Origin of the sequence: Methanobrevibacter sp., from assembly GCF_045116495.1 — an archaeon.
Classification (GTDB): domain Archaea; phylum Methanobacteriota; class Methanobacteria; order Methanobacteriales; family Methanobacteriaceae; genus Methanocatella.
Window position 1 is genome coordinate 1 of sequence record NZ_JBGULU010000153.1, and the last position, 5,602, is coordinate 5,602.

Consider the following 5,602-nt stretch of genomic DNA (forward strand, 5'->3'; position numbering starts at 1 on the left):
AATCCCTGAAGTTTAGCAGTACTAACAATTGCATATGTATTACCCACTTGTATAACTCCAGAATCCTTATTTATATTATAAATACCCTCATAAGGACCCAAATATGTTCCAGTGAACTTTACTTTTTCATTAGGTATTGGAGCATGAACATAGTTAGAATCAACCTCTTTATATGAATTTAACATTACAAAGGAAATCATACCGATTAGTATTACAATAACTATTGCAAGAATTACAATGACTTTCTTATCTTCCATGTTAATACCTCGCGTATCAATCTTGTTACTATGTCTGTCGCCACTACTTAAAATTATTATCTCAATTGCCTTGCTGCATTAATGGTTATACATATTTTTGCTTATAGAACTCACCAAATGCCAGTTTCCTCATTGCAAAATATTCTTCCAATGTTAAAATTCCCACTTTATGTAAATCTTCAAGTTTTTTCAATGTTTCCAACATCTCCTCATTTTCCAAGACCAATAAACAATTATTTTTACATATTACTGCCAAATTATCATTAGGGTCCAATTCAATTACCTTTTCCATGCATTTTAAAGCTTCCAAAAACTCATTTTTGGCAAAGTAACATATTGATTTTAAGTCCCAGGCGTCAATATCACTTGCGTCATTGTAAATCATGTCATCACAATATTTTATTGCTTCATCAAAATTATTGTCCTCTGCAAGAGCAAATGCTTCATTGTACAGTAAATCATTTTTAAGTTTGGTATTTTCGTCCATTAGAAACAGTCTCCATAGAATTAGATTTTCCCCAGGTTTTGAGAATAGTATTATAATGTGCCTATTTATATTTAAACCTTATGAAAATGGCATCTTTGATAATACTGTCAACAGGAATATGCACACGAAACATTATAACTTCGCCAGATTAGCACATCTAATATTCAAATATAAAAATAAAGAAGCATAATGTTAAAGTTATCAAATGTTATTTATTATGGAAGCCTATGTTCTAATTTGAGCTTCTCCATGTGTTTCCACATTTTGCACAGCGTATAAAATTAGTTGGTGCCTCATCGGCAGATCTTGTCTGTAATGTCCACCAGTATCCTTTTGTTCCCCCGCACTTGTAGCAGGTTATTTTTGTAGTCGGCAGGGCCACATTGTTTCTATCGGTAACAATAACTTTCATTTCAGGATTTGTTTCGCCTTCCATATGATACTGGTCTTCAATATCTTCATTTGTTAATGACTTTTCATAGCCACATCTACATTTAATCTTGCCGTTCTTAGGCATTAACATTGCTCCGCAATCAGGACAGAATTCCATATTATTAAACACCATTAAAAATTAATAAGTACAATTTTAACTGCAGCTCTCTTCAATAATTCAATAGTTACAGAGGTGCGGTCAGACAAAAAATGTAAAAATCATTTTTGTAAATACTTAATTATTCATCATCATAATATAAGTAATGTTTGTTACGCCTGCCAATCACCAAATTGAATATAATCATTACAATTGCAAAGAGAACCAGATAGAATTCCTTGGATAATTGTAATGTAAATTGAATTCCGTTAAAATTGATTTTCAGAAGTTCGGTTGCAGGAAATGCATCCGGTCCGAATATCGCCGGAATAATTAACAGGAATATCGCATCGAACAATACTATAAACAATATTATCAAAAAGAATTTGAAAGCATCACTGGGCATCTTTCTTGCTTCCACAAGATTGTTTATACCGTAAACTACCAAAAAGTAAAGGCCAAACAGATTACCCAAATACATTCCACCCTTAAGGCCGAATACATGAAAAATATCGCAGGTTACTATGGCAATGATTATTGAAGATATGAAATTAATAAATACAACTCTATAAATATGCTTTCTTGCCATGAAACCACCATCAATAAAATCAGTTATAATATTTATCCTTTAAAACATATAAGGATTTCAAAAAATCAAAAAAAAGTAGTAAAAAAAAGTTGGTTGTGAAAGGTTTAACCTTCCACCATAATCAGCTTACCCGTCGCAGGGTCCTTATAAACCTTACCCATTTCAGTATAACCCTGACCTGAGCTGTTTGAAGTGTCAGGAGTTTCGTTCAACTGCTGGCCCTGATCCACTTCAGTCATTGTTTTTTGTTGCATTTGTTCCTGAATATTCTGATTTGGATCAATCATTGCCTGCATATTCCAGCTTATGATAACAAAAACTAAAAATCCAACAGCAATAACAAGCATTGCATCCACTAAGTTGGATGTACCTGCCATCGGGTCTTCTTCCACACGTCTGGACCTTCGTCTTCCTTGTTTTCTAACCATAAAATCACTATCTATTCATATAATCAAGAACAGCATCTATCAAAGCATCCAAATCTGATAAATATCTGTCATACCAGCCGGATCTTATCTTTCCAATAACGTAACACAATGCACCTGAACCGATACCTACAATAGTAGTGTTGAATGCAACTGTAAGAGAGCTTGCAAGAGTGTTGATGTCTCCTGCACCCAATGCAGCCAAACCCGGACCCATTGGAATGAGTGTACCCATCAAACCCAATGTCGGTCCGATACGTGTAATTATATCGGTTTTCTGTAGATTATCCATTGTTTTTTCTTCTTCGAATTCAAATAATTTACGGGCCAAAGCCTCACGGGAATCCTTTCCCAATGATTCGGATGATGCAATTTCAGTCAAAGCCTTCTTTTGAGCCTTTGGTATTTTTGCGTTTGCAATGATGTTTTTCAAATCATCAACTGAAGCTGCATTGTTAATGTCATAAATCAAATCCCTAATTGTTCCGATAGGAACTTTCTTCCTTGAAGTATACTCTGCAATCACTCCTCCCAATGAAATAATAGATATTATAACAATTATAAGCAGAATAACAAGCACTGGAATTGTTAAACTCTGTGATATAACATCAAGAGAACCTGTTAAAAATTCACCACCAGGAATATTTAAAGCCATATTTTTTCACCTAAGATTTTATTCTAATATATTTTTCCCTCTTTTAGTCAAGACCATTCCACCAACGATTAAAATGGCAAATGCCAAGATTATCATCAGTATATCTTGAGGAGAACCTAAAGAAACTGGAGTCATTGTTTTGGATAGCGCTCCTGCAATGTTAGGAATTACAATAGCTGAAAGCAGGAAATATGCGCCCAGCAGAAGCATGAAGTTTCCCAATATGACAGGATACGGTTTTGAAGTGAACCTGATAATTGTATTTGATGCAAGATATGTAACAACCATTACTCCAACCAAAGCGGCCGCAGCATACCAGCTTAAATTAAGTGAACTGACACCGATTGTTGGTGCAACAACAAGAACGCTTGCAATTATTGAACCAAAACAGCATGGACAAGGAGCAATGATGGCCAGTGAAGTTGCTGTAGATGTGTTCTTGTCATGTATTTTCCATTCCCTTATGGTGAACAATCCTGCAATAATCATGATTGAAGCCATTATAATATAAAAAATAGTATTGTAACCATAGATTGCCTGTATCAGCTGGTCTGCATATAATGAAGCGATAGCAGATATCAAAACGACACCTCCACCATATAAAATACAAATCAGTGCAAACAGTTTTTTTGACAGATTGGCCAAACCTGATGCAAGACCTATCTTTACACCGAAAACAATAACTGATGCAAAAATACCTACTTGCCACAATATACTCATCATATCCATATAAATTTCCCCATTCAAATTAAACTTAAAATTTTACAATTTAATATTACTCTAATAAAGTATATAAATTTTATAAGATGTCGATAAGAATACAAACTAACATCAATATTAATATTTATTATTCATGTTTAAAAATATTGACATTACTCAAAAGAAAATTTTATAGTGAATGGAAACCATAAATTATAACATTAAAAATTAATGAGGCAAAATATGTTTTGGAACGAAGAAATTGAAACAATGCCAAGGCAAGACCTTGAAGAATTACAATTGAAAAAGCTTCAGGCTACTGTTAAACGAGCTTTTGACAAAATTCCATATTACAATAAAAGATATACGGAAGCGGAAGTATTTCCTGAAGACATAGAAACTCTAAAAGATATTGAAAAACTTCCATTCATCACAAAAGATGACTTAAGAGAAAGTTATCCGTTTGGACTGTTTGCAGTGGATATCAAAGAGATTAAGGAACTTCACTCCTCATCCGGAACCACAGGTAAACCAGTTGTATCCGGATATACCGAAAAAGACCTGGACACCTGGGCAGAGACAATTGCACGTGGTCTTACCAGAATGGGAATCGGTGAAGATGATATCCTTCAAAATACACACGGTTACGGAATGTTTACCGGAGGATTTGGAGTCCACTACGGATGCCACAAAGTCGGAGCGGCAATAATTCCAATATCAACCGGTCAAACAAGAAGACAAATTGAAATCATGAAAGACTTCGGAGCTACAGGATTAATCTTTACACCATCCTACGGAATTCATTTAGGGGAAGTTGCCCTTGAAGACGGAATTGATCCAAAAGAATTGGGAATTAAAGCCATTGGATTTGGAGCTGAAGGATGGACCGAAGAGATAAGGCAAAGAGTAGAAGAAATCTTTGGATGCAAAGCATACAACATTTACGGCCTGACAGAGCTTATGGGACCTGGTGTAGGTATTGAATGTGAAGCTCAGCAAGGTTTGCACATAGCAGAGGACATCTACTATCCTGAAATTATTGACCCTAATACAGGCAAAACATTAGGCGAAAACAAACCTGGAGAATTAGTCCTGACCAATCTTGAAAGAGAAGGAATGCCGGTCATCAGATTCAGAACAAAAGATTTAACAAAACTTACCTATGAAAAATGCAGCTGCGGATGCACACATGCAAGAATGAGTAGAATTACAGGCAGATCCGATGACATGATTAAAGTAAAAGGTGTAGCTATCTTCCCATCACAAATTGAAAAAGCATTACTTAAAGTTGGTGATGTAGAGCCTCATTATTTAATTATAGTTACAAGACCTGAAACTTTAGATGAAATCGAAGTCAAAGTGGAAGCATCAAAAGACATTTTCTTTGATGGCGTGAAAGAAATGATGGCCATTCAGGAAAGAATCGGCAAATCAATCGAAAATGAAACTGGAATCCGCGTAAAAGTAACACTGGTTGAGCCTAAAACCCTACCTAGGTTTGAAGGAAAAGCCAAAAGAGTTATAGATGAGAGGAATTTACATTAGGTGATAAACATGAAAATCAAACAGTTATCAATCTTTTTGCAAAACAGAATGGGCAGTTTATCCAAACCTCTTGAAGTACTGTCAGAGGCCAATGTCAACATAAGAGCAATGTGCATGGCAGACACTTCCGAATTTGGAATTTTAAGACTTGTTGTCGATAATCCTGAAAAAGGAAAGGAAGCTTTGGAAGAACACAATTTCCTTGTTAAAATTACCGACATTATCGGCGTTGAGATGAATGATACACCTGGCGGCCTGACAGCTGTTTTGAAAATCATCAAAGACAATGAAATCGATTTGGAATATCTTTATGCATTTACACATGAAAAGGAAGGGAAAGCTATTTTATTACTTCATGCAGATAAACTCGATGAGTTAGCGGCTGCTTTAAAAGAAAAGGGAATAGTTATTGTATC

At 35.1% G+C, this 5,602-nt stretch carries 9 protein-coding genes; 2 read left to right on the plus strand and 7 right to left on the minus strand.

The features are described 5' to 3' along the window. The 7 genes from ACJMLH_RS08160 to ACJMLH_RS08190 form a co-directional block, all read right to left on the minus strand. Window positions 1–257, minus strand: a 257-nt coding sequence (locus tag ACJMLH_RS08160) for a hypothetical protein (RefSeq protein WP_405276555.1), incomplete at its 3' end; no start/stop codon positions are given. 85 nt (window positions 258–342) lie between these two features. Beyond that, window positions 343–744 carry a tetratricopeptide repeat protein gene (locus ACJMLH_RS08165; RefSeq protein WP_405276556.1) on the minus strand — a complete coding sequence of 134 codons (402 nt, stop codon included), beginning with the start codon at window positions 742–744 and terminating at the stop codon, window positions 343–345. A gap of 232 nt (window positions 745–976) precedes the next feature. Next, window positions 977–1,294: a transcription factor S gene (locus ACJMLH_RS08170; RefSeq protein WP_405276558.1), complete on the minus strand. Its 318-nt coding sequence runs from the start codon at window positions 1,292–1,294 to the stop codon at window positions 977–979. A gap of 121 nt (window positions 1,295–1,415) precedes the next feature. Beyond that, window positions 1,416–1,862 carry a hypothetical protein gene (locus ACJMLH_RS08175; RefSeq protein WP_405276560.1) on the minus strand — a complete coding sequence of 149 codons (447 nt, stop codon included), beginning with the start codon at window positions 1,860–1,862 and terminating at the stop codon, window positions 1,416–1,418. A gap of 104 nt (window positions 1,863–1,966) precedes the next feature. Then, entirely contained in the window at window positions 1,967–2,290 is a 324-nt protein-coding gene (locus ACJMLH_RS08180) for a DUF2149 domain-containing protein (RefSeq protein WP_405276562.1), read from the minus strand. Between the two features lie 7 nt (window positions 2,291–2,297). After that, window positions 2,298–2,942: a MotA/TolQ/ExbB proton channel family protein gene (locus ACJMLH_RS08185; protein ID WP_405276564.1), complete on the minus strand. Its 645-nt coding sequence runs from the start codon at window positions 2,940–2,942 to the stop codon at window positions 2,298–2,300. Between the two features lie 18 nt (window positions 2,943–2,960). After that, window positions 2,961–3,671: a DUF2162 domain-containing protein gene (locus tag ACJMLH_RS08190; RefSeq protein ID WP_405276566.1), complete on the minus strand. Its 711-nt coding sequence runs from the start codon at window positions 3,669–3,671 to the stop codon at window positions 2,961–2,963. A 213-nt stretch (window positions 3,672–3,884) separates the two neighbouring features. Here ACJMLH_RS08190 and ACJMLH_RS08195 point away from each other — a divergent pair, with 213 nt between their 5' ends. Both ACJMLH_RS08195 and ACJMLH_RS08200 read left to right on the plus strand, forming a co-directional pair. Next, window positions 3,885–5,186, plus strand: a complete 1,302-nt coding sequence (locus ACJMLH_RS08195) for a phenylacetate--CoA ligase family protein (protein WP_405276568.1) — start codon at window positions 3,885–3,887, stop codon at window positions 5,184–5,186. Beyond that, window positions 5,187–5,602, plus strand: a 416-nt coding sequence (locus ACJMLH_RS08200) for an acetolactate synthase (RefSeq protein WP_405276570.1), incomplete at its 3' end; no start/stop codon positions are given.